Below are 26959 nucleotides of genomic sequence, written 5' to 3'. Positions count from 1 at the left end.
ATAAGAAAGAAGGATTTGTCAGTGAAAATATTGTTTATTGCAGGACATGAATTTCTATACAATCCTCAAAACGGAGGACAGCAATGCAGTCTGCGAAATTATAATTTACTTAGAAGTATCTTCGGTGATAAAAACGTTTATTTGTGTATGTTCTCCAATTATAAATATGAGCACTTATTTGAAAATGAAAAGATATTTCCTACACAAAAAAATAAAATCCAATTATTATTGAACACCATGTCAGGAAGAAATGTTTGTAGTCGGAAGATAAAAAAAGAAGTTATAAATTATATAAATTATTTAAAAGTAGATATCATCTTCTGTGACTCTTCTACGATAGGCAGCTTCCTGAAGAATATAGGAAGGGATGCAGTAAGAATTGTATTCTTTCATAATATCGAAAAAAATTATGCCAAAAATAAGCTTCTTCATGAGGGTGTTGGCTATATCATACCTTATTTTTCATATTCGTATAATGAAAAGCATGCGGTTAAGGCAGCCGATTTCTGTATTTTCCTGAATGAAAGAGATAAAAAGCAAGCCAAACAACTATATAAGAATAAAGAGGGCTACATATTACCTATTACTTTTAACGACGTTTACGCCGAGAAAAAAGATATTACGGGAACAAAATCAAAGACTATTTTACTTTTTGTTGGCTCGCTGTTTGGTCCTAATATATCGGGAATAGAATGGTTTGTTGAAGAAGTAATGCCAGAACTAACAGAGTGTATGCTTTATATTGTCGGAAAAAATATGGAGAGCAGAAAAAAAGAGCTTGAAAGAGTTAATGTTGAAGTCATAGGTACAGTAGACAATCTGTCGGTATATTATAATCAGGCGAATGCGGTTATTATGCCTGTTTTCTTTGGAAATGGTATGAAAGTTAAAACAGCGGAAGCCATGATGTATGGTAAAAATATATTTGCAACTCAAGAAGCACTGGAAGGCTATGACATAGAAGGAGTAAGAGGTAGGGGAATTTTTGAATGTAATACCAAGGAAGAATTTGTGAGCCAAATAAAGGCCAATGTAAATAAAAATTCCCATATGAATCAAAGAGTAAGACAACATTTTTTGAATAAATATGAAACGGGTGCGATAGAAAAAGATTTCAGGGATTTTCTGGGCAGATGTGTTGGGGAAAATATTAAGGATGCAGAAACTATTGAGTAAAACAGAAATAAAAATGGTTATTTATAGTATAAAAGATTTTTTCTGTCCAGATTTATGTAAAGGAAGATTGGCCATTCTGGATATTTATTTGCGTATTATGTGTTTTCTGTATCCGTTGTATCTGGGGGATGCTAAGATATTTGTTTCTTTTTCGGAAAAAGAGTTTCTTTATTATATCCTTACATTACTGACAGCTTTATTGTACCTTTTTTTTCCCCTACAGAAAGGAAAAACAGCAAGAAAACGGCTATGTCGAATAGACAGCATTTTGTTGCTTTTAGCGGTGTTGTTTATAATAAAAGGAAGTATCAGGATTATTTTGCAGGAAGATAATTTTGAAACAGATATTTTTTTTGTATGTTTGATAGTTACTTTCTTCCTTTTGAAATCCTTTTCAGGGAACTTCGTTCATTATCTTAATTTGGTGTTATTTTCTTCTTTTTTACTGTATTTGGATATGCTGTATTATTATCTGACAGAAAGACAGGGAATTCTGGGGGCGGATATTTTGCTGAGGCAGCCGGAAGCAGCATCCTGGCTATTGTTTTCTTTTTGTATCAGTTCTGTTTTGTATGAAAAAGGGTGCATAACAGGATGGAGAAATTTTTATCTGTTGGTATCAATTTTAGGAAGTGTGGTTCTCTTTTTATTTGGAAATATTGCAGCTATCTGTATGGCCGGCGTTTTTTTATTGTTATTACCTCTTTTTTATCAACCTACTGTAACTTTGATTAAACGAAATCTGGTGCTTTGTTTTGTTTTTCTCGGAATAATGACAAATTTACCTTTACTACAGTATTTAACAGACGTTACTTTGCATGAAAATATTTTAACCAGATATGGAATTTACATTGACCTTTTTCTGCTTTGTTTGGGTAGAGGAATAAAAGCTTATTGGAAAAAGGTTCCGTGTAATAGAAATCCGGAAGCCGTATTGATGAGAAAATTTCAGAAATGGTATAAACAGTCATTTTTTATCATAGTATCATTTGCATTGTTGCTTTTTACAGGTGGAAGCAGAATGTTAGATATTCCTGATAATCTGGGAAATGAATTTATTCGACAATTATATATGAACTTAAATAATGATATATACAAGAATAACAGTTTTGCTCAGAATATATTGATAAATTATGGATTAATCGGTTTTGTATTATGGTTGTACCTGCTTATGGAAATTTTCAAGAAATTTAAGAAACATCAAAATGAAAATAGAGAGGATAAAAAAATATGTCAGGTATTGGCAGTTACATTTCTGTTCGCGACATTTTTTTATCCCGTAGGTCCGTTTTGTGCACCTGTTAGCATAATTTTGATTTCTTTTGCCCTAACGGAATGTAATGGCAATCAAGTAAACAGTAAGGTATCTGCTAGCTTTGGAGATGAGACAGACAATGAAAAAAATATTATTTTTAACAAGTGCGGATCTAATGAAATCCTACTATAGCGGAGGAGAACATGCCTGTAAAAATAATCTTAAATTTTTGCAGAATATTTATGGAAAAGAAAATGTGGATATTCTTTTTTTTAGTGAATGGAAGGGTAAACTACCTGAACACTATTATGCTTATAAGAGGTTGAGAAGGTGGAAGGCTATATTGGCGCAGACCATGGGATACAAAATGTATTTCCCGTGGAAAGAACGGGAGATAACGAATTTGATTATCCACATTAATCCGGATATTGTTTTTTTTGATGGTTCTTTGTCAGGAAATTTATTACCCAAAATACCGGATAGCATTTATACGGTTGTATTCGAACATAACTTTGAAAAGAAATATTATTATTTGAAAATGAAACATGAGGGGCTGATTTATGCTTTGGGATATTTTGCTGTAAGTAAATGTGAACGAATTGCGGTATCTGAATGTGATACCTTGATTTGTATCAGTGAGAGAGACAGTAGTGAGATCTATAATGAATATGGAAGAAAAGCGGATGCCATACTGCCGGTTACATTTGAAAACCACTTTGATTCAAAGAAGGTTGTACATAAAATTTCAAAAAAGGAATTATTATTTATTGGTTCAAATTTCGGCCCTAATTATGATGGTATTTTGTGGTTTATTAATTGCGTAATGCCTGACTTGCCGGATTTTACATTGTACGTTGTAGGAAAAGATTTTGAACGGAGCAAGCAGTATTTAGAACAAAAGAATGTAATTGTCATAGGGACGGTAGAAAATCTTGAAGATTATTATTATCGTTTTCCGGTAATTGTAATACCCGTTTTATATGGCTCTGGCATGAAAGTAAAAACGGCGGAAGCAATGATGTATGGCAGAACTATTTTTGCAACAGACGAAGCGTTGGAAGGATACGAGACTGAGAATGTTAAAGGTGTTTTTCGCTGTAATTCACAAAGGGAATTCATTGAAAGTATTAAATGGTTTTATAAAACTCAAGTCCCTTTCTTTCAGGAAGAAGTATATCGGCTGTATTTAGATAAATACAGCAGCGAGGCAGGACTCATGATATTAAAAAACGTATTACCGTCAGAAAACAATAAAAATTCTATAGATGAATTAGTCTCGGTTATTACACCATTATACAATACGGAAAATTATGTAGAAGAGTGCATAAAAAGTGTTATCTGTCAGTCCTATAAAAATTGGGAATTAATTATAGTGGATGACGGTTCTACCGACAGAAGTGGTGATATCTGTGAAATTTACAGTAAAATCGACCGGCGTATCAAGGTTTTCCACCAGAATAACGGAGGACAGTCGAAAGCCAGAAATTTAGCATTGAAAAAATGTAGTGGACATTACTATATATTTTTGGATTCCGATGACAGACTGGCGGATAATGCGATAGAAAACCTGTATAGTGCAATTACATCTTATAAAGCGGATATTTGTTACGGTGGCATCAGGTTGTTTGGTATTGGGAAAGAACAGGAATTATACCACTGTGGCCATATTAGTATTCTTGATTCCAGGGAAGCTTGCAGAAGAATGTTTCTACACGATGGACTTGATAGCAATACATTTGCCAAAATTTACAAGGCAGAATTATGGGCGGATGTCAGATTCCCGGAAGGAACGATTTTTGAAGATGTTCCTATTATGTATAAAATTGTTCTAAAGAGTAAAAAGAATGTTCAATGTGATTTTTGTGTATACGAACAGCGTTCCAGAGAAGGAAGTACCACGAGATCTGAGTTTAGCAATGCAAAAAAAATATATACTTGTTATTCATGGAATGTATATCAGGATATTTTAAATTGCTGCCCAGCGCTTCGGGAGGCAGCTTATATGTATTATTTATATTCTGTTGTAGATAATTTTATTAATCTTTCATGCAGCCGAAACCGGAAGGATTATAAGGAATACCAGATGGAGTTGAAACAGATTATTATTAAGAATTTCGGCCTGATTATGACTGCTCATGTATTTAAGGCAAGGCGGCTGCGTATAATTTGTTGCCTTTGCGGCCTTGGTGAGAAAGCATCAGGGGTTATGCAATTATTAAAGCATATATGTAATAGACAATTAGGTGGCAGAAAATGAGACAGCCATATGAATAAAAGAGATAGGTTTATAAAAAATATTATTAACGTTATGCTGGCAAATATGATTTCTTTGTTGGGAGGCATTGCTGGTGGTTTCCTTCTACCCAAATTGTTCAGTTTGGAAGATTATGGTTTCTTTAAAATTTTTTCGCTATATCTTACATATACGGGAATTCTGCATATGGGATTTCCGGACGGATTCCTTTTAAAAAACAGTGGTGTTTCGTACGTGAATTTAGAAAAAGCAAACATGAGGACAATCTCACATTTTTTTATAGTTTTTCAGTTAATTGTTAGTTTTATCATTATAGTGGGTTCTTTTTTTGCCGAAGGTGAATATGGATACATTTTTTTCTCCCTTGGTTTATGTACTTTTTCAATTAACATTATTACATTTTTCCAGTTTGTTTCCCAGGCTAGTATGCGGTTTAATGAATTTTCAAGAGTGAAAATAGCTACGTCATTAATGAATTTTGGTATTGTCGTCGGACTGTGTATTGTGCAGGCCGCTTCGGGTAGAATAGTCGGTTACCGGTTGTACCTTATGCTGTATACTTTTGCAAATTGGTGTATACTTTTGTACTATTTTTGGAATTACCGTGAATGTCTCTGGGGAAAGAAAAGCAGTTTGGCTTCGGTGAAAGGTCAAATTTGGGAATATTTTAAAAGTGGAATATTTTTAACCATATCTTATCAGGTTTTGCAGTTGGTGCTTAATTTAGATAGGCAATTTGTTGTTGTGTTATTCAGTGCTCCTGAATATGCGGTTTATTCTTTTGCATATTCTCTTATTTCAATGATTACAACGGTAGTTAGCGCAGTTTCGTTGGTTTTATTTCCTACATTAAAAAGAACGAAAAGAGAAATTGCAATAACATTTCTGCCAATGGGAATCTGGGGAGTGGAAAGTCTCGTTATGTTGTGTCTTGGAAGTTATTTTCCATTGGCAGGGGTGATAGAAACTTTTCTTCCCAAGTATATGCAATCTTTATCATATTTACAAATACTTTTCCCGGGATTGATATTTTCATCTTGTATTACAATTATTATTTTTACATATTATAAAATTTTGGATTTCAATCTACCTTTTTTTCTAATGGGAATAGGAGCTCTTATTTTATCTTTCCTTTTAAATTTACTTGCTTGGAAAATGTACGGAACTCCCGAAGCAATATCTTTTGCTTCTATTTTAACTTTACTGGTATGGTATATTATAACCGTTTCCTATTTGAAAAAAAAGCTGGATATCACTTATAAAAAAAACCTGATTTTTATGTTGTGTGTCAGTATATGTTTTTATATCGTTGTTTTCAATACAAAAGTTCTTGTAAAGGGTTTCCTGGTTTACGAAGCCGCATTTATTTTAATTACAATTGTTTTTTATAAGGAGGATATAAAGAAATTATTTTATGGCAGTTTGGGAAAAAGGAGAGGTTAGAGGTAAGAAATGCTGTTACAACTAAAGAAAAAGTATCCGAATTTTGTATGGAATATTTTTTATTCCTCAGGGATTTTTATATTAATAGTGATGCAGGTAAAGAATGTTGCAGGCCCGGTAATTATGCCTGATGAAGTGGGATATTGGTCTGCGGGAGCATATATTGCGGGTTATGATTGGTCAGGCATTATGTATATGTCCCCTTACTATGGTTATGGTTATGGCGTTTTCCTAGGCATAGTCATGAGTTATATCAGTGATCCTATAATTCTATTTAAAACTGCCGTTGTACTTAATGGTCTTTTTATGATTGCCATTTATTGGATTACTTATGGGATTTTGACAATAATCAAAACGGAATGGATCGGCAGATTCGGGGGACTGATTAGCTTTACTGTAACTTTATATACCTTTAATATTTACTATGCATTAAATTCTGAAGCCGAAATTCTGCAGGTTATGGTTTATTTGTTCATGTGTTATTTGATTTTACAATCCTGCAGAACCAGGAAAAAATTCGAGATAAGAATGTTTTTCATTCCTTCATTAGCTGTTTATCTGATAGCCTGTCATCAGAGAAATTTGGGAATTACAGCGGCATTGATTTTTTGTATTCTGTTGATGCTGCTATCAAAGAAAATTTCGTTACCTTCTTTTTTAGCGTTTGTTGTTACAATGGGGGCGGGATTTGTTATTTTCCTAAAAATGAAAGAAATTGTTAATGAAAATATTTTTTTGGTTTCTAACTATACTGCGGAAGAAGCCGGCAAGGTGAACGGAGCTCTGGGAATATTTACATTAAAAGGATTAACGAGCTTTATTGAATGTATTTCAGGGCGTTTTTTTTATCTTGGTTGCGCGTCATTTTTACTTGTGTATAGAGGAATAACAGTTATTATCAAGGATATTATTCTATATATTAAGAAAAGAAGATATAAGAAGAACTGTTTTCTTTTGTTTGAAATTTTTATAGGAATGACGTTATTTGCTGAAATAGCAATCGGTTCTTTGGCATTTTTGGGTAATGAAAAACGGATAGATGGTTTTTTATACGGAAGATATAGTGAACATGTTTTAATACCTATATTGCTTTACGGATTTATAAGTTACCGTACTTTTAAGAATAATACAAAGGTTCAGACTGTATGTTCTATTATATTGCTTGTTTTAGGTATATATATGCATTATACATATATATGTCATAAAACATTGGAAACATCAACACATTCAATATCAGCAATGATAGGGATGCCTATTTTACGGAACGTTAATGAAAATAATATTCAGATGATATATTCTGAGGGAGTTGCGCAATTTAGTTTATTAATATCTTGGTTTCTCTCTGTTTTTTTAGCATCTGCTCAGAGAAGAAAACAAGTTGGCGGTATTATTTTAACTGTATTTTGTTGGATTGTTTTTGGAATAAATGCATTACATATTTATTTTTTTGATTTCACAGATTATAACAGAGAACTCTATTCGTTTTCTGGGCAGGTTTTAGAGACAATAAACAAAGATACGCAGGTTTATTATCTGATCGATAAGAAAAAAGAGGAGGCTGAGCCTACATCATCAACTTGGCTTATGTACAGAATACAGTTTTTTTTGCCTGAAATGACAATAAATGCAATTGATGTAGAAGAAATGGAACAACAGGATTATGTTCTTGTATATAAAAACTCAAGTGAAAACAACATATTATCTGAAAGGGGCTATACCCCTCTGGTGGAAGGGGAAAAAATGATTTTATATTATGGAGAAAGGTAAGAATAAAATGATAAAAAATAGTGGGGATGACAGGAAAGCGACGGTAACCGTAGTTGGTATTGGTTATGTAGGATTGAGCAATGCAATTTTGCTTGCGCAGCACAATAAGGTATTTGCGGTTGATGTTCTGCCAGAAAAGGTGGATACAATTAATTCACGAAAATCACCTGTACTTGATGAGGAAATAGAAGAGTATTTGGTTGGAAAAGTTCTTGATTTAACGGCTGTTACAGATGGAAATAATGCGTATCATGAATCGGACTTCATTGTTATTTCAACACCAACCAACTATGAACCAGTCAAAAATTATTTCGATACGTCAAAGGTAGAAATTGTAATAGAGCAAATATTACAGGTCAACCGTGAAGCCACCATCATCATAAAATCCACCGTCCCTGTAGGCTTTACAGAATCCGTCCGTAAAAAATACAACACCCGCAACATCCTTTTCAGTCCCGAATTCCTGCGGGAAGGCCATGCCCTTTACGATAATCTCTACCCCTCCCGCATCATCGTCGGAGCCCCGCAGGATGACGAGGAATTGGTGCAGAAAGCCCACCAGTTCATCTCCCTGTTGGAAGAAGGCGCCCTCAAAAAAGACATCCCCACCCTGGTCATCAATCCCACGGAAGCCGAGGCAGTAAAACTCTTTGCCAACACCTACTTAGCCCTCCGTGTCTGCTTCTTCAACGAACTGGACACCTATGCGGAAGTCCATGGCCTCAACACCAATCAGATTATCCTGGGCGTAGGCCTTGACCCCAGGATCGGCAGCCACTACAACAATCCTTCCTTCGGCTACGGAGGCTACTGTCTTCCCAAGGACACCAAGCAGCTCCTGGCTAACTACAAAGATGTCCCGGAAAACATCATAGAAGCCATCGTAGAATCCAACCGTACCCGCAAGGATTTCATTGCAGAACGCATTCTGGAAAAAGCAGGATTCTATGAAAACAGTGCCCGGGATGCAAATGCGGCAGGCGGCCGGAAAGTAACCATAGGCATCTACCGCCTCACGATGAAAACCAACTCCGATAACTTCCGGCAAAGCTCCATCCAGGGAGTTATGAAACGGCTGAAAGCAAAAGGTGCCACAGTCATCATATATGAACCGGCGCTGAAGGAAAAGGAGTTTTTCGGTTCACAGGTATATGAGGATTTTAATGAGTTCACGGAGAAAAGTGACTGCATCGTAGCAAACCGCTATTCCAGCGAACTGGCCGATGTATGGGACAAGGTATATACAAGAGATCTTTACCATCGTGATTAGTCCTGTCCCGCCGCCTCAATTTGCATATTTTTGATTTAAATTTCCCCATATTTGACTGGTCATCCTCCTGCATTTCCGCTATGATATAATTGTGGTAAAAATAGAGAAAGTCTCTTTTAAACAATAGGAAACAGGAGGGTTAAGCAATGAATGGAACTATGAAAACAGCAGTCATGACCGGTATTTCCCAGGTGGAAATACAGCAGCGTCCGATACCCGTACCTGCCGATGATGAGGTACTGGTAAAGGTGGAATATGTGGGAATCTGCGGCTCCGATCTTCATTATTACGAGTCAGGAAGAATCGGGAATTTTATCGTGGAACCGCCTTTTGTGTTGGGACATGAGGCCGGCGGGACTGTTGTGGAAGTCGGGGCAGGGGTTAAGGATCTTAAGGTTGGCGACAGAGTTGCTCTGGAACCGGGAAAGACCTGCGGACATTGTGAGCATTGTAAAGAAGGGAAATATAATCTGTGTGAGGATGTAATATTCTTTGCCACGCCTCCTGTTGATGGTGTATTTCAGGAGTATGTGGCGCATGAGGCGGGACTTTGCTTCAGGCTGCCTGATAATATGAGCACTATGGAAGGGGCGTTGATTGAGCCTCTGGCGGTGGGAATGCATGCAGCCAACCAGGGCGGGGCCCATTTGGGACAGACCGCAGTGGTGACGGGAGCAGGCTGTATCGGTTTATGTACGCTGTTATCTCTTCGTGCGATGGGAGTTTCCAAAATCATTGTTGTTGATATCATGCAGAAGCGTCTGGACAAGGCTCTGGAGCTGGGGGCTGATTATGTTATCAATGGAAAAGAAGAGGATACGGTTGCCCGTATCAGAGAGCTTACAGGAGGCAAAGGCGCTGATCTGGGAATTGAGACGGCGGGAAGCCAGATCACGGCGTCACAGCTGATTCAGGCGGCTAAAAAAGGTTCTACCATCGTTTTTGTAGGCTACAGCGCATCCGGCGAAATGACGCTTCCTATTGGAATGGCTCTGGATAAAGAACTGAATTTCAAAACCGTATTCCGTTACAGAAATATTTATCCTATGGCAATCGAAGCGGTTTCCAGCGGGCGTATTAATATTAAAAATATCGTTACAGATTACTTTGAACTGGATGATATCAAAAATGCACTGGATTCCTGTGTCAATAACAAAGCGGAAATTGTTAAAGGGGTAATAAAGGTCTGCTAGTCCGCCATGGATGCTGTCTTTGGCGGGAAAAGAATATAAAAAGACAGAAGGGGCGGTTCAATGGTGGGCCGTCCCTTCATTAATAATATACGGAATTATAGGTCTATTTTTTCATTTCTTATTAAAAATCTTTCTTCAAATTCTTCCGGCGGCATGGGCCGGTAATATACATAGCCCTGTACATAATCACAATCCAGCTCTTTAAGAAACTCTACATATTCCTGTGTTTCCACTCCTTCTGCCACTGTTTTCATATGCAGCTCCTGTGCGGTCTGCAGGACATGGCGAAGCAGGATTTTTTCCCGGCTGTCCGTAACATTTCGGAAAAGGGAACGGTCGATTTTCAGAGTGGAGATGTCGGAATTAGTCAGGACACTGAAGGAGGAATAGCCGCTTCCGAAGTCGTCCAGTGAGCAGGAAAAGCCGAAATCCTTGATTTCGGAAACGACCTCTTTTACCCGGTCTACCTGGTTGAGCACGATGCTTTCCAGAAGCTCAAATTCAATACAGTCTTTCGGACAAGGAGATTTGTCATAGCGTTCCACATAATCCTTGAAAAAGTAACGGTAATCAAAAGCACATCGGGACAGGTTTACGCTGATGTGTATCTTTCGCCCGTATTTTTGGATCCACTGGTTAATCTGTGCACAGATTTTTTCAAAGATGCACAGATCTACTTCTTCAATCAGACCGTTTTCCTCCAGGCTGGGCAGAAAACTGACGATAGGAATCATTCCCTTTTCCGGATCTATCCAGCGTACGAGGGCTTCGGCACGTGTGACCTCGCCGGTTTTCAAATCAACCTTCGGCTGCAGGTAATAGGTGATGTCTCCGCGTTCCAGAGCGGGACGGATGCTTTGCTCCAGATCAAAATAGCGAAGATTATTATCTTCATAGGTCAGGCCGTAGATTTCAAAATGGGAATTTCGGAAAGCGCTTTGCGGACATTCACTTCTGCAGATATCCGCATTGTATTGGGCGGTATAGAAATCAACGGGAGTCTGAGGCAGAGGAAACACACCCATGCCTGAAAAAATCTTGCCATGGAAAGGTTCAAAGGGCATGTCCCGGATGACACGGTTCATCTCGATTATACGATGGAAAAATTCATCGTAATCTTCGGGATAATGCATAAGTATATTATAATAATCCAGATGTATCTGAGCGATGTATTCATCTTCCTCCAGATAATTATCCAGAACCTCATAAACCTTTTCCACCAGCAGATCTCCAAGACTGCGGTCATTAAGCCGGTTAAAAATACGGAACCGTTTGATCTTCAGGCTTACCAGCGCATATCCGGGTATCCGTGATTCGCAGATCTGGCCGTATTTTTCCATAATCCACTGTTCGTTTTTCATGTCCTTCATCAGTAATATCTATCCCCCGCAGCATAATATGGTTTCATGAGAAAGTATCCTCAGTCTTTCAATCATTGTAGCATATTCCGGGACGTAATTATAGCTATATTTCAGCCAGGATTAATTCCCGGCAGCTCTTGACTCTTCTATATAAAGAGACTATGATTAATATATAGACATAAGGAAAAACGTGGTTCCCGCAAACAATATTTCACTTAGAGAAAAGAGGTTGAGGATTATGATGGGAACGATTTATATTTTATTGGATGGTGTTTTTCTTTTGTTGCTTTTTGCCTACCTGACAAGAAACACGGAAGCGGGGAAAGGCTTTTGGAGTAAGGCATATCACATGCTTTTGCTTGGATGGCTGAAGGTGGATATCGCGATGGCTCAGGGAATGGAATATGTGCGTATAAGCCTTGCCCATATTTTTAAGAGCTATCATTACAGCACCGGAGGTGCCGAGAATATCCGCCGGAAGAAGGAGTATCTCAGGGAATTCCGCCAGGATCATAAGGGCGGCGCGGAGTATTATCGGAAAAGAGAAAAATTCAACAGGAAGATTCCTGAATAAATAGGGCAGGGGTGATAACCCTGACCTGTAATATAATAGAGAAAGGGCAGCGAGCCGCGGATATCATCCGGGAGCGCTGCTCTTTTCTTTGTCATTAATCCACTTTTCAGATAGGCGGTACAGTTTCAGGCAGATTTGTTATCCCAGGGCAAAGCAGTAGATAACGGCGATCAGGATGCCAAGAAGGGCGCCGGCCAGAACCTGCAGGGGAGTGTGGCCTACGAATTCCTTCAGCTTTTCTTCATAGGAAAGCGGTTTTCCCATATTACTGAAAAAAGAGATCATTTCGTTAATGACCTGGGCCTGGATTCCGGTTTCGCGGCGGACACCGCGGGCATCATACATGACGATAATAGCCAGGATGGCTGAAACGGCAAACTGGAAGCTGCCGCCCCCGTATTGGATACCGGCCGCCGTGGCGAGGGCACAGACGGTTGCGGAATGGGAACTGGGCATTCCGCCGCTTCCCACAAGCCGTTCCGCATCAAAGGTTTTGTTGATCAGGGCATAAATGATTGTTTTTAAGATCTGTGCGACGAACCAGCCTGTAGCTGCAGCCATAAATACCACATTGTAAACCAGTGAATTTAAAAATCCCATAAAAATCTCCATTCCGTTGAAGCATAATAAATGTCGGCAAAAGCCGCAACTATGCACATTCTACCTTTTTTCGACACGAAATGCAACTGTCTTTGCACCGGGCTATAATATTTTTGTTGCAGCACAGGGTATCGATGAACTGTAACAGATTTTAACTGTATGAAAGAGAAGCAAACAAAGTGGTGAGTCAGCGCAGTTTATGCTATGATAAAAAAGAAAGATTGGCGGGAAAATGGGAGGGGATATTTACGGAAACAGAAAAGAAAAAAACATGGAGCCTGAACCGTATGGTGGTCCTGATTATGATGGCGGGCTATGCGGCCCTGTTAATCCTGCTTTCCTGTATGGATTATTATCTTGTGGCGGATTATCAGAACCGGGGCAGGGAAAGGGAGAGCGGGCTTCTGGCGGAGGCTGCGGAAGGCGTGGAGAAGGCCGCCAAGGATTTGGATGAAATCCTTTATGATATTTATGCCAAGAACAAGAATTTTGAGGCACTCACTACGCTGCAGGAGGAAACGGTGGAGTACAGTAATGCATATGAGCTGTTTGACGCTATGAAAAGCAGGCTGTTTCTTCAGGAAAATATGCATGGTGTCTATATTTTTTACGGAGCGTTCCAGAAGTGTCTTTTTCAATGTGATAAGGAGATTGTATCGTTTGATTCCCAGATGGAAATCAAGGACAGGCTATCCGTTCAGCTGAGCCAGTCCAGAAATGGCGGGGTATGGCAGACTGTCGTGACAACAGATGGAGTTTTCCGTATGCTCACCTATAAAAGGGGAAATGCTGCCGTATGCGGTGTTTTCAGCATGAATGACAGGATGGAGGGGCTGAAGCATGCTGTCGGGGAAGGGGCCGGCGTATACATCGTGGAGGATGGAATGCTGAACGGTATTGATGGGAAAGAGGACAAGTTTGGAATTGTGGAGGAAACAAAGAAGCAGGAGAAGGTATTCCGCTATTGGAGGGACAACCAGTATGTATATGGCCGGCGGATTGAAAACAGCAGTATGTGGCTGTGTATGAGCATACCGTGTAAAATCTGGACATATATGAATGTATCGCAGCTGTTATTGCTTATAGTGACTGCATTTTCGGTTCTTGCGGTGTTTTGGCTCTACCGGTTTATCCGCAGGGAGCTGGTATGGCCGCTGCGTGATCTGACAGAAACCATGAACCGAATCCGGCAGGGAGAGTGGAATGCCAGAACCGGCGCAAGCGGGCACCTGAAGGAAATCCAGGAAGTCGGTGAAACCCTGACGGCCATGGTATCTGAAATTGAAAAGCAGAAAATGCTGTCTTACGAGGAAACCATCGAAAAGCAGAAGGCACAGATGCAGTATCTCCAGCTTCAGCTGAAGCCGCATTTTTATCTGAATGGCCTGAAAACGCTGAATGCCCTCACCCTGGCCAGGGACTGGGAAAAATCCCAGGAGCTGATTCTGCATATATCGGAGCATCTGCGCTATCTTCTGCAGACGGATCGGGAGCTGGTGACGCTGGGTGCGGAACTGAATTATGTGCGCAATTATGTGGAACTGCAGAAATCCATGACGGGGCGGCCTGTGGTCTGTGAGATTCAGGAGGAAGAGGGGGCCGCGGACTTTCTTGTGCCTACGCTGTGTGTGCAGACTTTTGTGGAAAACAGCGTGAAGTATGCCAAGCTGGGCGCGCCGGGGCTGGAGCTTTTTATTCAGGTATGTGTGCAGCTGCTTCAGACGGAGGACGGCGTTTATGTGGATATTATGGTGTCGGATAACGGCAGCGGCTACCCGGAGAATATTCTGGAGGAAATCAATGCGGATGCCCAGAAGGGAATACGCAGTGTGGGGATAAATAACCTGAAAAGAAGATGTGCTCTTATTTATGAGGGAAAAGCAGAGTATAATTTTTATAACGACGGCGGTGCGGTGAGCGAGCTGATTTTGCCGGGAGTGAATCCGGGCGGGCTTGAAGTGAGGGGAAAAGCGGATGAACGTATTGATAGTTGATGATCAGAAAGCGATTGTGGAGAGCTTAAGGGAAGGGATCCGATGGGAAGAGCTGGGTGTGGAAAAGGTATATACGGCCTGCAGCGCAAGGGAGGCCAAGCTTGTGCTGGTAAATTTCCCGGTGGATGTGATGCTCAGCGATATAGAGATGCCGGAGGAAGACGGCCTGGAGCTGTGCCAGTGGGCAAAAGAAAGGCTGCCCGCGCTGGAATGCATTTTCCTGACCTCGCATGCGGATTTTTCCTATGCGAGAGAGGCGATACGTCTGGGAAGCTTTGACTATATTCTTCAGCCGGTCCGATATGAGGAAGTGGAAGCGGTTTTGCGGAAAGCGGAGGGAAAAATCAGGGAAAATCAAAGTGTCCGGCAGCTGCAGAATACAAGGAAGCTGGTGGTGGAACAGCGGGATACCATTCTGGAAGCCATCTGCATGAAGCTGCGCCAGGGGCGGGAAGGGGACGCGGAACAGATTTTAAGCACACTGAAGGAATTGCTGCAGCCGGATTTTAAAAAGTTTTCTTTTTACCCGGCAGTGGTGCGCATTATAAAATGGAAACGGATCATCAACACCTGGGATGATAAGCTGGTGCGCCTTGTTATCAGGAATGTGCTGGAAGAGCTTTTCGCCGGGGCCCATGGAGTGACCTGCATAGCCTCCATGCAGGATGGAAGCTTTGTCATTCTTGCGGCTGTGGAAGACAGTCTCTTTGATGAAGAAAAATGGGAAGTGGGCCTGAAGGAATTCTATGATTTCGTGGAGGCTCAAATGGATTTTTCCATTGCGGTATATATGGGGACGAAGCTGCCGGCTTCAGAAGAAGAAAGCCATGGACCGGCATTCGGAGGAATGCTCACTTATCTTGCAGGGGTGGGAGAGGAACTGAACCCATCGGGGAAAAGCAGCATTTTCAAGCTGGCGGACGGCGCCGGAGAAGAAGCAGAAGGCAACGAGGGGGAGGCGGAGCCTGTTCAAAAAGCGGTTTCCTATATCAAGGCGAATCTGAATAAGAATATATCACGTACCGATGTGGCTGAACTGGTGCATCTGAATGAGGAATATTTTTCCAGGCTGTTTAAGCAGCAGACGGGGGAAACCTTTAAGGATTATATTCTTTTGGAAAAAATGAATATGGCCAGGACGCTGTTGGAACGATCCAATCTTTCTATCAGTATTGTGGCCTCCAAGGTGGGATACGATAACTTTTCCCATTTTTCCAAGATGTTTAAAAAACTGACGGATATGACACCTCAGGAATATCGGAAGGAGCACCAGAAATAAAGAACCTTGTAAATATACGGATGCTTTGTGTATAACGGGATATACTGATACCATAGTTATCTGAAAAAAGGAGATATGTACATGGTATTCGATGCCGTATATTATGAGCCGGACAGCCTGAAATATGAGCTGGGGCTGCAGCTGATGGAGCAATATCCGGATATTCCCTGGATTCCCATTGAAAGCCATAATTCGATAAAGGAAATGCAGGAAAAGCCCAATTCGGAATTCGGGCATATGAAGCGAAATCTGATAATGGGAATCCGGAAAACCCATAAATATGTGGAGAATCATAAGGTATCCGACTATCTGGTACCCTTTACATCTTCCGGCTGCACCGCTATGTGCCTGTATTGTTATCTGGTCTGCAACTATAATAAATGTGCGTATCTCCGGCTTTTTGTGAACCGGGAACAGATGCTGGACAGGCTGCTGAGACGTTCCCTCAAGGAGCCGGGACGGACTTATGAAATCGGAAGCAACAGTGATCTTGTGCTGGAGAATACCATAACCGGAAATCTGCTGTATACGATTCCTCGTTTTGCAGAGGAAGGAAATGGCAGCCTTACTTTTCCTACTAAATTCCATATGGTGGAGCCCCTGCTTTCGCTGGATCATAGGGGTAAGGTAATTTTCCGTATGAGTGTGAATCCGCAGCCGATCATCAGCCGAATTGAACTGGGGACGTCCTCTTTGAAGGAGCGGATTCAGGCGGTGAATCAAATGTGTGAAGCAGGATATCCCTGCGGGCTTTTGATCGCTCCTGTTATTTTGACGGATGGATGGAAGGATATGTACCGTGAGCTTTTAGAAGAGCTGGAGGCAGGGCTGTCGGATAAAATGAAGAAGACTATGTTTCTGGAAATTATTCTCATGACCTACAGCTATGTCCACAGGGCCATAAACGCAGAAGCCTTTCCTGCGGCTCCGGATCTGTACAGTAAGGAGCTGATGACCGGAAGAGGAAGGGGCAGATACTGCTACCGGCAGGAAGCACGGGCCGAGGCCGAAGCCTTTTTGCGCAGCGAAATCAGAAGGGTTCTGGGTACCGTGCCCGTTTTATATATCAGCTGAAGCTACTGTGAATAATAAGCTGAGAAAGATTATCAATAAGAAATAAGAGTGGTTCTTGTGTCTGTATGAAAAATTGGATATAATAGGATTTAGATAAATCATACCAAAATGGTAGGAAATATCTGAATCCTTTTTTATTTTATAGAAACAAAACGGAACGGTTGAAGGATATATGACTTCAATCTTCCTGATTGAAAGGTGCACGACACTGTGCAGACAGGAGTAAATATGATAAATATTCAGAAAGCGGCAATCATAGGATGCGGGTTTGTGGGTGCTTCCACCGCATTCAGCCTGATACATAAGGGGCTTTTTTCAGAACTGGTATTGATCGATGCCAATCATAAGAAGGCGGAGGGAGAAGCCATGGATTTGAGCCATGGACGTCCTTTCGTTAAGCCTGTCAAGATTTATGCGGGAGGTTTCGATGATATCAGCGACTGTTCCCTGATTATCATAACGGCGGGAGCAAACCAGAAACCGGGAGAAACAAGGCTGGATCTGGTACATAAAAATGTGGCAATTTTGAAGTCCATCATACCGGAAATTACGGGAAGAGGATTTGAGGGGATTTTAATGATTGTGGCAAATCCCGTGGATATCCTTACCTATGCGGCGCTCAAAATATCTGGCTATCCCAAGGAGAGGGTTATCGGCAGCGGCACGGTGCTGGATACGGCCCGGTTCCGGTATCTGCTCAGCGAGCATCTGCAGGTGGACAGCCGAAGCGTCCATGCGTTTATTATCGGAGAGCATGGGGACAGTGAATTGGCTGTATGGAGCGGGGCAAATGTGTCGGGAATTGATATCAACAGCTTTTGCGAACTGAGAGGGTATTATGATCACATGGAATCCATGGAGAAAATCTACCGGAATGTACGTGACAGCGCATACGATATCATAGAGCGGAAAGGGGCTACATATTACGGAGTGGCCATGGCTGTCAGCCGGATCACGGAAAGCATTATCCGTAATGAACATTCTGTAATGCCGGTATCCAGTTATATTGACGGTCCCTATGGACTGACGGATATCTGTCTCAGCGTTCCTACGATCGTCGGTCAGAATGGTGCGGAAAAGGTTCTGGAAATTCCTCTCAACGAAAGTGAGAAGAAGCAGTTATGTGATTCCGCCGGAGAACTGAAAAAAATAATAGAAAATTTAGAGCTGTAAGGAAGAATCAATACAGGAGCATGTGCGTACCCTGTATTGTGGCGGACAATTGAAACATTTCTCCCGGCCAGGCGGCTGCACCGCAGGAACAGGCGGAGATTTTACAGGAAAGGAATAATTATGGATAAAAAATATTTGGAAATTGAAAAAGTATCAGGAAGGGAGATCATTGACTCCAGAGGAAATCCCACAGTGGAAGCGGAGGTTACGCTTGCAGGCGGTATTATCGGCAGAGGTGCAGCGCCCAGCGGCGCGTCCACAGGTGAATTCGAAGCACTGGAATTGAGAGACGGTGATAAATCCCGTTTTGGAGGAAAAGGTGTCAGCAAAGCCGTACATAATATTAATACGACAATAAATGGAGTGCTGAAAGGTATGGATGCCTCCGATATTTATGCTGTGGATGCCGCCATGCTGAAAGCGGACGGAACCAGGGATAAATCCGGGCTGGGGGCCAATGCCATACTTGCCGTATCCATTGCCTGTGCAAGAGCGGCCAGCCTTGCGCTGCAGATCCCTCTTTACCGTTTCCTGGGTGGCGTAAATGCTAACCGTCTTCCGGTTCCCATGATGAATATTCTGAATGGGGGCGCTCATGCGGCAAACACGGTAGATGTCCAGGAATTTATGATCATGCCGGTTGGTGCAGAAAGCTTCCGGGAAGGCCTGCGCTGGTGTACGGAAGTCTTCCATGCACTTGCTTCTTTGCTGAAAGCGAGAGGACTTGCCACTTCTGTCGGCGATGAGGGCGGCTTTGCCCCGGATCTGTCCAGCGATGAAGAAGCGATTCAGCTCATTCTTGAGGCCGTGGAAAAAGCGGGCTATAAGCCAGGGACTGATTTTGTGCTGGCAATGGATGCGGCATCCAGTGAATGGAAGGGAGAAAAGAATGGGGAATATCTGCTTCCTAAAAGCGGGATGAAATTTACCTCCGGACAGCTTGTGGAGCATTGGAAATCCCTCTGCGATAAATATCCGATTTACTCCATCGAAGACGGACTGGATGAGGAGGACTGGGAAGGCTGGCAGATGATGACCAGGGAACTGGGAGAAAAGGTGCAGCTGGTGGGAGATGATCTTTTTGTTACCAATACGGAACGGTTGGCAAAGGGCATTTCTCTTGGCTGCGGGAACTCTATCCTGATTAAGCTCAACCAGATCGGAACGGTTTCCGAGACGCTGGAGGCGATTAAGATGGCTCATAATGCCGGATATACCGCTATTTCTTCCCACCGTTCCGGAGAAACGGAAGATACCACAATTGCGGATTTGGCGGTGGCGCTGAATACCTGCCAGATAAAGACCGGAGCGCCGAGCAGAACGGAGCGTGTGGCAAAATATAACCAGCTTCTCCGCATTGAGGAAGAGCTGGGAGAAAGCGCCGTGTATCCGGGACTTAACGCCTTTCATATTAAAAGATAGCTCCCCTCTTAAGACATTGAGGCGGGCCTGTGAATGTGCAGGCCCGCTTTTTAGATGGGCATAGTAAGGGGGCTTTTTGACTTTGACAGTGGAATTATTGCGAATATTAATTTGAAAAATTTTTCTTGAGCGGAACAATTTCCAGAGTATATCCCAATGGAACAAGAATTTTTAACAGGCTGTTAAGCTGGGGAGAATGAACGGCGGTTTCCAGACGGGCAATAACCGGCTGGCTTACCTCGCATATATCAGCCAATTGAGCCTGGGTAAGTTCTTTTTCCTCCCGGATTTGTACCAGAGTCTTTATCAGATTTTTTTCCAGTTCAATGACTCTTTCTTCTTCTTCACTTAAAGCAAGGCCTTCTCTGATTTGTTTCCATGTTGCTGCCATTGATTATCCATTCCTTTCCTTGAAATTATTCAGATTCCTCAGAGCTTGTTCCAGTTCTTTCTGCGGAAGCTTCTTTGTCTTTTTCGTAAAATAGTGTAAAAGGATAAAAGTATTATTCTTATAGCATGCAAACAATATACGGTTCTTTAGCGGCCTCAGTTCCCATATATCTCCATTTACATGTTTTGTTACAGGTTCGCCGATTCGTGTTCCGTATTCCTGCAGTAAATCCAGGAAAGCAATAATTTTGTTTAAATTGATACGGCTGCTTTTATCCGTAGCAGCTTTCTTTTTTAGCGTATATATGTAGTCTGCAATGCTGCTATAGCCGTCAGCATCTTCATAAAAAATAATTTCGTACATTTTTCTCCTTGGTTTAATTATAACAAATTTGCTATTAAAACGCAATAGGTAAACAAGATTAAAATGATTGGCCTTAAAATGATTGAATGAGTTAAGATATTAAGAAACAGATAATAGATATAGAAAATTAAAGTGAGAAAGTAAGGAGCAGTAAAACAAGAATAAAATAATGAGGAAGAACAGAATTATTACTGGAACTGAAAATATTGCTGTGTCAGAGATTTATGAGATGAAACAGAACGGGAACACTTTTCGTATATCGTAGTATACATCTATTTGATACTGGTATGCAATAATAATTTGTTCTGTTTATAGTTATTTAACAATTTAAGCAGCTGTTTATTACCAGACAGATCACCGGATGTCGGGCAGAAGAGAGCGCAGACAATTATTGATTCCTTTCCCTGTATTCCAGCGGCGACATTCCGGTCTCTTTCCTGAAAAAATCATAAAAATGCGAAGTTCCTGAGAACCCCAGTTCCTCTACAATTTCAGTCACGCTTTTATCCGTACTTGTTAACAGCTGTTTTGCCCAGTCCAGACGGTAACTGCCCGCCAGCTTCAGAAGACTCTGCCCGGTACGCCTTTTTACGATCTGATTCAGGTATTCCGCATTATAATGCAAAGCATGGGAAAGCTGGGAACGGGATATCCGTCCGTGGGTTTCTTCCATATAATTGGAAATACGGGCAAAGAGAAAATCTTCATTACTGGAATCCAGCTGCATGAAATTGCAGTGGAATTTATTTTTATCTTCCAGCGTATATATCAGGCGAAGCAGCAGTCCCCGCAGCAAGTAAGAATAGCCTGGCCTGTTGTCAATCAGGCTCTGCTGCATCCGGTCAATAAGGACTTCCGCCGGATTTTCCGAAGGGCTGGAAAGGGTGTGAAGGGTAGAGGAAAATTCCAGATAATTGCGGGCAAAGCGTTCTTCTCCCTGGAGATTGGAAAGCAGGAAATCATGGATAATGCCGTCGGGGGAAGTGAGGCGGGGACTTAAATCAAAGAGGACATCCCTGTCCATCAAATCCAGGATATATTCCGCATGGAAATTAATGAATACCACACTGCAGCGGGGGCCTGGGATATCCATGTGCCTGGTATTTCGGTTCAGCAGGCAGGCATCCCCTTTCTTATAGGTATAGGAAATCCGTTCTATTTTATTGGTCAGCTCCCCTTCCAGGACATACATCAGTTCAAAATGATCATGCTGATGGGAAACCGCATTATTCGGCATATAGGCAGAACTCATGGAGCCGGGGTAAAAAGCCGCATGGAGCAGCTTACCGTTCTTCTCATCCCTTATTTTATAAAACATGGTAAGAGGCGTGATAATGGTCATGCGTTCGGAAGAATCTGTCCAATTATTCCTGACAAGCATCTGTTCCGGCGGTGAAGGCTTCTTTTGATTTTTCATGGGATCTCCTAAAATAAGCAACTGGGTTTTGGGCGTACCAATTTGCGGAAAACAAGATATCGGACGTTTAGATACAGCCTCCCATTATTATATAATACCTATATAAATAAAACAATTGCAGGAAGTATACCCAGGCATGAACAAGGATTATCGGTTGTTACTGTTCACTCAATACTGTGCATTTACTGCACAGTACGTGAGAAAGTGATTCAAGAGTGCATAAATCCTATCGCCGCAGGCGATTTTAAATGGATTTATGCAGGTTACTGGTCACGGAGTGAACAGTAACTATCGGTTATCAGGAAGGAATGGATGAAAATGGCAAATTGGATATGGTATCCGGGGGATTTTGAGATTTATCACGGCATGCGCCAGAATTTTGACAGAGAGGAACGGGGCTTTTTCTGGCCGGCTTACTGGCATATTGCGGACTGCCACCGTCATGTGGTTTTTCATGGAGCCTTTGCGCCTGACAGGGAAACAAGGTTCCGGGTTACGGCGAGAGGCATAGGGCATGTATTGGTGAAATGGCAGGCGGAGGCGCCGGAATGGTTTCCCAAAGGACAGGTCTTTTACCAGGAGAGAAAATATCGGATCGGGGAATGGATTACCTGTCCGGCAAAAGAGATAGCTGTTGACGTGGTGTTGGGGAACCGCACAGGGCTTCCCTGTATTTATGCGGAAGGGGAAATCATTTGTTCCGGAAAAGACTGGACTGTTTCGGACTTCATAAAGCCTGCGGTCCCTGTTGGGTATAACGATATGTATGTGAGGAGCGGGCAGGATCCCCAGGAGTTTGAGTATACCTGCGAAAGCTGCAGCCCGGTTTCGCAAGAAGAAAGAGATGGGGGAATCCTTTATGATTTCGGCAGGGAAATTACGGCGGATACGCTGATTTATATCGATGGGGCGATAAGGCCGGAGAAGGTGACTCTCTGCTATGGGGAATCCCGCGCGGAAGCGCTGGATACGGAGCTCTGTTATCTGAAGCAGGTTCTGGATATCCCGGGGGAAGCAGAGGCGGCGGCCTTAACGTACCGGACAGATTCCCCCTTTGGGAAATGGGATACCGGAAGGTGCTATCATACCAGGCTGCGTGCATTCCGTTACCTGTTCATTCCGGAAAAAGAGGCGGCATCCCTTATCAGGCCGGAAGCACTGTATAAGTATGTGGATTTTCCCAAAAGAAGCGGTTTTTCCGGCAGTGATGAACTGGTGAACCGTATCTGGAATGTGGCGGATACCACCTTCCGCCTGGCAAGCGGCATTTTCTTTCTTGACGGGATCAAGAGAGACCGGTGGATCTGGTCGGGGGATGCGTATCAGAGCTATTTCATCAACCAATACCTTTTCTTCGACAAGGATATCTGTAAGCGGACCATTCTGGCCCTTCGGGGAAATGATCCCGTGACGGAGCATATCAATACCATATTGGATTACTCTCTGTATTGGATTATCAGCCTGGAGAACTATTATAATATGTCAGGGGATTTGGAATTTATCCGCATGATCTATCCGAAAATGGAATCCCTGATGCGTTACTGTATGGAGCAGACGGACGAACAGGGCTTCCTTTACGGAAGGGAAGGGGACTGGGTATACATAGATTGGGCGGAAATGGATAAGGAGGGGACTCTTTGTGCGGAACAGATGCTGCTGGCGAGAAGCTATGAAGCCATGGCGGCGGTACGCAGGCTCCTGGGGCTTGGAGAGGAAGAATTTGTACAGAAAAAAGAGATGCTTCTGTCCCGGATCCGCCGTTTCTTCTGGGACGAGGAAAAGGGAGCCTTTATAGACAGCTACCAGTCGGGAAGAAGAAAGGTAACCCGCCATGCCAATATATTTGCCATAATTTTCGGGTTTGCGGACAGTGCGGAAACGGGGAGTATCCTGGAAAATGTACTGCTGAATGAAGAGATTCCTGCTATTACCACGCCCTATTTCAAGTTCTATGAACTGGAAGCACTGGCGATGCTGGGACGTTTTGATGTGGTGATGGAAAGCATCAGAAGCTATTGGGGAGGAATGCTTGAGCAGGGGGCTTCCACTTTCTGGGAAGAATATAAGCCGGGACAGCCGGAGGAGGAGCAGTATGGCATGTACGGAGACAAGTACGGCAAGAGCCTCTGTCATGCCTGGGGCGCGAGCCCGATATATCTGATCGGCAGATACTGTATGGGAGTCAGACCTACATCAGCAGCCTACGATACCTTTGAGGCGGCTCCGCAGCTGGATCTGTTCGGCCATTTTTCCTGTTTTTTCCCTGTGGGGCAGGGGACGGTATGGATGGACTGGAAGGATGGCGTGCTGGATGTGTATACGGATAAAGAGGGCGGAGTGCTGAAGGCGGACGGAAGGGAATATCCGTTAGTGCCTATGCAGCATGTGATTATAAACAGAAAGTGAGGATCGGATGAAGCAAATATCTTTAAATACGGATTGGGAATTTTATGAAAGCGATGAAAGCATGAGTTTTGTGTTTCAGAGGCCGGAGGCTGTAACAGTCAATCTGCCCCATGATTTTATCATCACCAAGCCCCGATCCCCCCAGGCTGCGGGCGGCCCGGGAAACGGCTACTTCGGACAGGGTGAGGGCGTATACCGGAAGGAGCTGGAAGCAGCGAAGAGCTGGGAAGGGAAAACGGTTCTCCTGGATATAGACGGCGCCTATATGAACAGTGAAATCAGTGTGAATGAGGAACTGCTCGCCCTGCATCCCTATGGTTACACGCCTTTTCAGGTGGATATCAGCAGTGCGCTCCGGTTTGATGGAAGGAAGAATATCCTGAAAATCATTACCCAGAGCAGACAGCCTTCCAGCCGATGGTACAGCGGCGGCGGTCTTTACAGGAGTGTGAGCCTGTGGCTGGGAGAGAGGATCTGTATCAGACCCTGGGATGTTTTTGTAACAACCCCGGAGGTGGCTGAAGACAGCGCCGTTGCGGAGTTTGCTGTTTCCCTCACAAGTTGTGAGGAAGAAGAGAGGGAACTTACCCTTGTGTGTGAGGTACTGGATCCGGAAGGGAAGGCGGCGGGAACAGCCAGCCGTCAGGTGAAAACCAGCCGGTCAGGTGAGGAAGCGCCCTGCCGTATTCCTGTAACAGTGGAGAAGCCCCGCAGATGGGAGCCTGATACGCCGGTGCTGTATACCTACAGGGTACTTGTCAAAGAAGGGGAGAAGATTTGGGACACTGCGGAGGATACCTTTGGAATCCGTACGATTTCGGTGGATCCTGAGAATGGATTCCGCCTGAATGGAAGGACTGTGAAGCTGAAAGGCGGATGTCTGCATCATGATAACGGCCTGCTGGGGGCCTGCGCCTACGCAAAAGCGGAGGAACGTAAAATCCGCCTCCTGCAGTCCGCAGGCTACAATGCCGTACGTATCAGCCATTATCCCCCGTCCCTCGCTATGCTGAAAATATGTGACAGGCTGGGCATGCTGCTGCTGGATGAGTGTTTTGATGTATGGCGCCTGGGCAAGGTCCCTATGGATTATCATCTGTACTTTGAGGACTGGTGGGAACGGGATATGGAATGGATGGTAAAAAGGGACAGAAACCATCCTTGTGTCATTTCCTATTCCATCGGAAATGAGATCGGAGAGAGGGACGGCAGGAATGACGGTGCCGCCTGGTCGGCAAGGCTGAGTGAGAAAATCCGTTCCCTGGATCCTACCCGGTTTGTTCTGTCCGCGATCTGCGGTATTTTTGGTGAGGATACGGAAGTGGGCACAAACTTTGAAGCGAATATCCTGGAAGACAAGGAAGACAGCTGGAAGGAAAAAACCAAAGATTATGCGGCACTGCTTGATATTGTGGGCTATAACTATCTGAACGTTCGTTATGAAAAAGACCATGAGGCTTTCCCGGACAGAGTCATCTGTGCGACGGAAACCCATGCCTGCAGCACCTATGATTATTGGGAGGGTGTAAAAAAATATCCATGGGTCATAGGTGATTTTATTTGGGCAGCCGTGGATTATCTGGGAGAAGTGGGAGTCGGGCAGGTATACTGGAAAAAAGAAAATAAGCCTTTTCAATTCATGGCTGCCTATCCATGGAGAACCTCCTGGCAGTCGGATTTCCTGATGACCGGAGAGAGGAGGCCCCAGTCCTTTTATAGGGAACTCATGTGGGGGCATACGGATAAAACCTGGCTTTTTACCACCCATCCCAGCCATTACGGAGATGAATTCTATGGAAGCGGATGGCACTGGCCGGATGTAAATGACGACTGGTCCTTCGGAAGCGAATGGGAAGGAAGAATGGTTTCTGCGGTAAGCTATGGGCCGGGAGAAGAAGCGGAATTTATCCTGAACGGGACATCTCTCGGACGTGTTCCTTATGAACGGCTGACAGCCAAAATGGATATTTCTTATACACCGGGAATTCTGGAAGCAGTCAGCTATCGGGAAGGAAAGGAAATCAGCAGAGGCAGCCTTGTTACAGCCGGGGAAGCCGTCCGGATTCTGGCAGAGCCTGAACAGGATACTTTGAAGGGAGATGGTCAGGATATCTGCTATATCCGGATTATGATTGCAGATGAAAACGGTGTCCGCCTGCCGGCAGAGGAACGGGAAATACAGGCGGAGCTTACCGGCCCGGCAGTGCCTGCGGCACTGGGAAGCGGGAATCCCTGTACGGAGGATCAGATAGGTCAGATGTCCTGCCATACCTTCCATGGTACGGCCCAGCTGATTATAAAGGTATCGGAGGCCGGGAAAATCGGGATTGCCGTGAGGAGCGGCGGGCTGCAGACCGGATATGCGGCGGTTCATGCTGTATAGGGAAAACAGTCCATTATTATGAACCCGGAATTCTATTATCAGAATTCCGAAAGAAAAATTATACGGCCGCTGCCTGTATTGCAGGCAGCGGCTGCAGCTGTATTCCCATATATTGCATTTCCTTAAGAATCCGATTACACTGAAAAAAGGGAGAAAGGGGGGCG

The 26959-nt window shown here is 43.2% G+C and carries 20 protein-coding genes; 15 read left to right on the top strand and 5 right to left on the bottom strand.

All coding sequences use genetic code 11. The annotated features are described in order from the left end of the window. The first annotated feature begins 21 nt into the window (after window positions 1–21). From BLA28_RS02280 to BLA28_RS02250, 7 genes are all read left to right on the top strand, one after another. The gene (locus tag BLA28_RS02280) at window positions 22–1176 is read left to right on the top strand and encodes a glycosyltransferase (RefSeq protein WP_069155854.1); all 1155 of its coding nucleotides are present in this window, start codon (window positions 22–24) and stop codon (window positions 1174–1176) included. Continuing rightward, entirely contained in the window at window positions 1169–2623 is a 1455-nt protein-coding gene (locus BLA28_RS02275; RefSeq protein WP_141702857.1) for a hypothetical protein, read from the top strand. The genes BLA28_RS02280 and BLA28_RS02275 overlap by 8 nt, the downstream gene beginning before the upstream one ends. Then, window positions 2571–4688 carry a glycosyltransferase gene (locus BLA28_RS34380; protein ID WP_071698872.1) on the top strand — a complete coding sequence of 706 codons (2118 nt, stop codon included), beginning with the start codon at window positions 2571–2573 and terminating at the stop codon, window positions 4686–4688. Before BLA28_RS02275 ends, BLA28_RS34380 begins: the two co-directional genes overlap by 53 nt. 9 nt (window positions 4689–4697) lie before the next feature. Then, on the top strand, window positions 4698–6128 hold the full coding sequence (locus BLA28_RS02265; protein ID WP_069155851.1) for an MATE family efflux transporter: 1431 nt from the start codon (window positions 4698–4700) through the stop codon (window positions 6126–6128). A 9-nt stretch (window positions 6129–6137) separates the two neighbouring features. After that, window positions 6138–7895: a hypothetical protein gene (locus tag BLA28_RS02260; RefSeq protein WP_069155850.1), complete on the top strand. Its 1758-nt coding sequence runs from the start codon at window positions 6138–6140 to the stop codon at window positions 7893–7895. 7 nt (window positions 7896–7902) lie between these two features. Beyond that, window positions 7903–9165, top strand: coding sequence for a nucleotide sugar dehydrogenase (locus BLA28_RS02255; protein ID WP_069156574.1), 1263 nt, complete (start codon window positions 7903–7905; stop codon window positions 9163–9165). A 146-nt stretch (window positions 9166–9311) separates the two neighbouring features. Continuing rightward, window positions 9312–10358, top strand: coding sequence for an NAD(P)-dependent alcohol dehydrogenase (locus BLA28_RS02250; protein ID WP_044964422.1), 1047 nt, complete (start codon window positions 9312–9314; stop codon window positions 10356–10358). 95 nt (window positions 10359–10453) lie between these two features. Here the strand turns inward: BLA28_RS02250 and BLA28_RS02245 are convergent, their stop codons facing one another. Continuing rightward, window positions 10454–11728, bottom strand: coding sequence for an EAL domain-containing protein (locus BLA28_RS02245; protein WP_069151977.1), 1275 nt, complete (start codon window positions 11726–11728; stop codon window positions 10454–10456). Between the two features lie 229 nt (window positions 11729–11957). Between BLA28_RS02245 and BLA28_RS02240 the strand changes: the two genes are divergently transcribed. Next, the gene (locus BLA28_RS02240; protein WP_044964418.1) at window positions 11958–12293 is read left to right on the top strand and encodes a hypothetical protein; all 336 of its coding nucleotides are present in this window, start codon (window positions 11958–11960) and stop codon (window positions 12291–12293) included. Between the two features lie 138 nt (window positions 12294–12431). On the opposite strand, the gene BLA28_RS02235 is transcribed toward BLA28_RS02240, so the two are convergent. Beyond that, window positions 12432–12893, bottom strand: coding sequence for a divergent PAP2 family protein (locus tag BLA28_RS02235; protein WP_009251095.1), 462 nt, complete (start codon window positions 12891–12893; stop codon window positions 12432–12434). A gap of 182 nt (window positions 12894–13075) precedes the next feature. On the opposite strand from BLA28_RS02235, the gene BLA28_RS02230 reads away from it, so the two are divergent. From BLA28_RS02230 to eno, 5 genes are all read left to right on the top strand, one after another. Then, window positions 13076–14887, top strand: coding sequence for a sensor histidine kinase (locus tag BLA28_RS02230; protein WP_141702856.1), 1812 nt, complete (start codon window positions 13076–13078; stop codon window positions 14885–14887). Continuing rightward, on the top strand, window positions 14868–16166 hold the full coding sequence (locus tag BLA28_RS02225; protein WP_069155848.1) for a response regulator transcription factor: 1299 nt from the start codon (window positions 14868–14870) through the stop codon (window positions 16164–16166). The genes BLA28_RS02230 and BLA28_RS02225 overlap by 20 nt, the downstream gene beginning before the upstream one ends. An 81-nt stretch (window positions 16167–16247) precedes the next feature. After that, window positions 16248–17240, top strand: coding sequence for an SPL family radical SAM protein (locus tag BLA28_RS02220; protein ID WP_069155847.1), 993 nt, complete (start codon window positions 16248–16250; stop codon window positions 17238–17240). Between the two features lie 228 nt (window positions 17241–17468). Continuing rightward, on the top strand, window positions 17469–18413 hold the full coding sequence (locus tag BLA28_RS02215) for an L-lactate dehydrogenase (RefSeq protein WP_069155846.1): 945 nt from the start codon (window positions 17469–17471) through the stop codon (window positions 18411–18413). Between the two features lie 120 nt (window positions 18414–18533). Beyond that, complete coding sequence (gene eno, locus BLA28_RS02210; RefSeq protein ID WP_069155845.1) at window positions 18534–19835, top strand: phosphopyruvate hydratase; 1302 nt, start codon at window positions 18534–18536, stop codon at window positions 19833–19835. A 106-nt stretch (window positions 19836–19941) separates the two neighbouring features. Here the strand turns inward: eno and BLA28_RS02205 are convergent, their stop codons facing one another. The 3 genes from BLA28_RS02205 to BLA28_RS02195 form a co-directional block, all read right to left on the bottom strand. After that, window positions 19942–20226 (bottom strand): helix-turn-helix transcriptional regulator, encoded by a 285-nt coding sequence (locus tag BLA28_RS02205; RefSeq protein WP_009251088.1) that lies wholly within the window; start codon window positions 20224–20226, stop codon window positions 19942–19944. Window positions 20227–20229: 3 nt separating this feature from the next. Next, complete coding sequence (locus BLA28_RS02200) at window positions 20230–20589, bottom strand: type II toxin-antitoxin system RelE/ParE family toxin (protein ID WP_009251087.1); 360 nt, start codon at window positions 20587–20589, stop codon at window positions 20230–20232. A 388-nt stretch (window positions 20590–20977) separates the two neighbouring features. Then, entirely contained in the window at window positions 20978–22006 is a 1029-nt protein-coding gene (locus BLA28_RS02195) for an AraC family transcriptional regulator (RefSeq protein WP_069155844.1), read from the bottom strand. Between the two features lie 312 nt (window positions 22007–22318). On the opposite strand from BLA28_RS02195, the gene BLA28_RS02190 reads away from it, so the two are divergent. Next, complete coding sequence (locus BLA28_RS02190) at window positions 22319–24412, top strand: alpha-L-rhamnosidase-related protein (RefSeq protein WP_242880551.1); 2094 nt, start codon at window positions 22319–22321, stop codon at window positions 24410–24412. Window positions 24413–24419: 7 nt separating this feature from the next. Next, on the top strand, window positions 24420–26795 hold the full coding sequence (locus BLA28_RS02185) for a glycoside hydrolase family 2 protein (RefSeq protein ID WP_069155843.1): 2376 nt from the start codon (window positions 24420–24422) through the stop codon (window positions 26793–26795). The last annotated feature ends 164 nt before the right edge of the window (window positions 26796–26959 follow it).

It is taken from the genome of Eisenbergiella tayi (assembly GCF_001881565.1).
GTDB classification, from domain to species: Bacteria; Bacillota; Clostridia; order Lachnospirales; family Lachnospiraceae; genus Eisenbergiella; species Eisenbergiella tayi.
The sequence above is the reverse complement of the archived record's forward strand: the minus strand, read 5'-3'. Positions and strand labels throughout refer to the sequence as shown.

What these genes read in the sequence shown, in the direction of transcription:
- BLA28_RS02235 (WP_009251095.1), bottom strand. Translation starts at nt 12,893, where the DNA reads ATGGGATTTTTAAATTCACTGGTTTACAATGTGGTATTTATGGCTGCA.
- eno (WP_069155845.1), top strand. Translation starts at nt 18,534, where the DNA reads ATGGATAAAAAATATTTGGAAATTGAAAAAGTATCAGGAAGGGAGATC.
- BLA28_RS02250 (WP_044964422.1), top strand. Translation starts at nt 9,312, where the DNA reads ATGAATGGAACTATGAAAACAGCAGTCATGACCGGTATTTCCCAGGTG.
- BLA28_RS02215 (WP_069155846.1), top strand. Translation starts at nt 17,469, where the DNA reads ATGATAAATATTCAGAAAGCGGCAATCATAGGATGCGGGTTTGTGGGT.
- BLA28_RS02265 (WP_069155851.1), top strand. Translation starts at nt 4,698, where the DNA reads ATGAATAAAAGAGATAGGTTTATAAAAAATATTATTAACGTTATGCTG.
- BLA28_RS02255 (WP_069156574.1), top strand. Translation starts at nt 7,903, where the DNA reads ATGATAAAAAATAGTGGGGATGACAGGAAAGCGACGGTAACCGTAGTT.
- BLA28_RS02225 (WP_069155848.1), top strand. Translation starts at nt 14,868, where the DNA reads ATGAACGTATTGATAGTTGATGATCAGAAAGCGATTGTGGAGAGCTTA.
- BLA28_RS02240 (WP_044964418.1), top strand. Translation starts at nt 11,958, where the DNA reads ATGATGGGAACGATTTATATTTTATTGGATGGTGTTTTTCTTTTGTTG.
- BLA28_RS02220 (WP_069155847.1), top strand. Translation starts at nt 16,248, where the DNA reads ATGGTATTCGATGCCGTATATTATGAGCCGGACAGCCTGAAATATGAG.
- BLA28_RS02190 (WP_242880551.1), top strand. Translation starts at nt 22,319, where the DNA reads ATGAAAATGGCAAATTGGATATGGTATCCGGGGGATTTTGAGATTTAT.
- BLA28_RS02200 (WP_009251087.1), bottom strand. Translation starts at nt 20,589, where the DNA reads ATGTACGAAATTATTTTTTATGAAGATGCTGACGGCTATAGCAGCATT.
- BLA28_RS02205 (WP_009251088.1), bottom strand. Translation starts at nt 20,226, where the DNA reads ATGGCAGCAACATGGAAACAAATCAGAGAAGGCCTTGCTTTAAGTGAA.
- BLA28_RS34380 (WP_071698872.1), top strand. Translation starts at nt 2,571, where the DNA reads ATGAAAAAAATATTATTTTTAACAAGTGCGGATCTAATGAAATCCTAC.
- BLA28_RS02245 (WP_069151977.1), bottom strand. Translation starts at nt 11,728, where the DNA reads ATGAAGGACATGAAAAACGAACAGTGGATTATGGAAAAATACGGCCAG.
- BLA28_RS02195 (WP_069155844.1), bottom strand. Translation starts at nt 22,006, where the DNA reads ATGAAAAATCAAAAGAAGCCTTCACCGCCGGAACAGATGCTTGTCAGG.
- BLA28_RS02260 (WP_069155850.1), top strand. Translation starts at nt 6,138, where the DNA reads ATGCTGTTACAACTAAAGAAAAAGTATCCGAATTTTGTATGGAATATT.
- BLA28_RS02185 (WP_069155843.1), top strand. Translation starts at nt 24,420, where the DNA reads ATGAAGCAAATATCTTTAAATACGGATTGGGAATTTTATGAAAGCGAT.